This window comes from Pseudomonas aestuarii (assembly GCF_027988105.1).
GTDB classification, from domain to species: domain Bacteria; phylum Pseudomonadota; class Gammaproteobacteria; order Pseudomonadales; family Pseudomonadaceae; genus Aquipseudomonas; species Aquipseudomonas aestuarii.
In genome coordinates, this window is the sequence record NZ_JAQJZJ010000059.1 from 1 (window position 1) to 209 (window position 209).

The window sequence follows — 209 nt, forward strand, 5'->3', positions numbered from 1 at the left end:
ATCAGGTCGACGCCCAGGGCGTCGGCGGCACGGGCATAGCCCCAGGCCACGGCATCGTGACGGGCCACGCCGCCGCGACGCTGCAGGGACGCGCCCATCACCGGGTAACGGGTGTTCTTGCTGCAATCCATGAACGGGATCAGTTCCTCGACCTGCTTGGCATTGAGCACCTCGCCATCGATACCGTTGAGGCGGTTGGCACCGACCCG

General features: G+C 67.0%; 1 pseudogene. It reads right to left on the reverse strand.

What is annotated here, in order from left to right:
* Positions 1 to 209: pseudogene (locus PH586_RS23560) on the reverse strand (sarcosine oxidase subunit beta); the annotation flags it as partial.